The 250-nt window shown below is 59.2% G+C and carries 1 protein-coding gene; it reads left to right on the forward strand.

Going from position 1 to position 250, the window contains the following annotated elements; all coding sequences use genetic code 11:
- The coding region (locus tag R0J92_RS25150; protein ID WP_411053689.1) for an extracellular solute-binding protein at positions 1-250 on the forward strand (250 nt) is incomplete at both ends.

Consider the following 250-nt stretch of genomic DNA (forward strand, 5'->3'; position numbering starts at 1 on the left):
GAAGACGTCCAACACCCATTATTCGGGACCGTTCTTCAATGGCACAATCGGCATGCTGCCGATGGGCACGTGGTTCATTGGCACCCAGATCGCCAAGGTCGCCTCCGGCGAGTCGATGAGCAAGAACTGGGGGATCGTCAAGTTCCCGCATCCAGACGGCGTCGCAGCCGGCACGACTGCAGCGCAGATCGCCGGGCTTGCGGTCAATGAAAACTCCAATCACAAGGCCGAGGTTCTCGACTTCATCGAG

Source organism: Tritonibacter sp. SIMBA_163 (genome assembly GCF_046535935.1).
Taxonomy (GTDB): Bacteria; Pseudomonadota; Alphaproteobacteria; order Rhodobacterales; family Rhodobacteraceae; genus Epibacterium; species Epibacterium scottomollicae.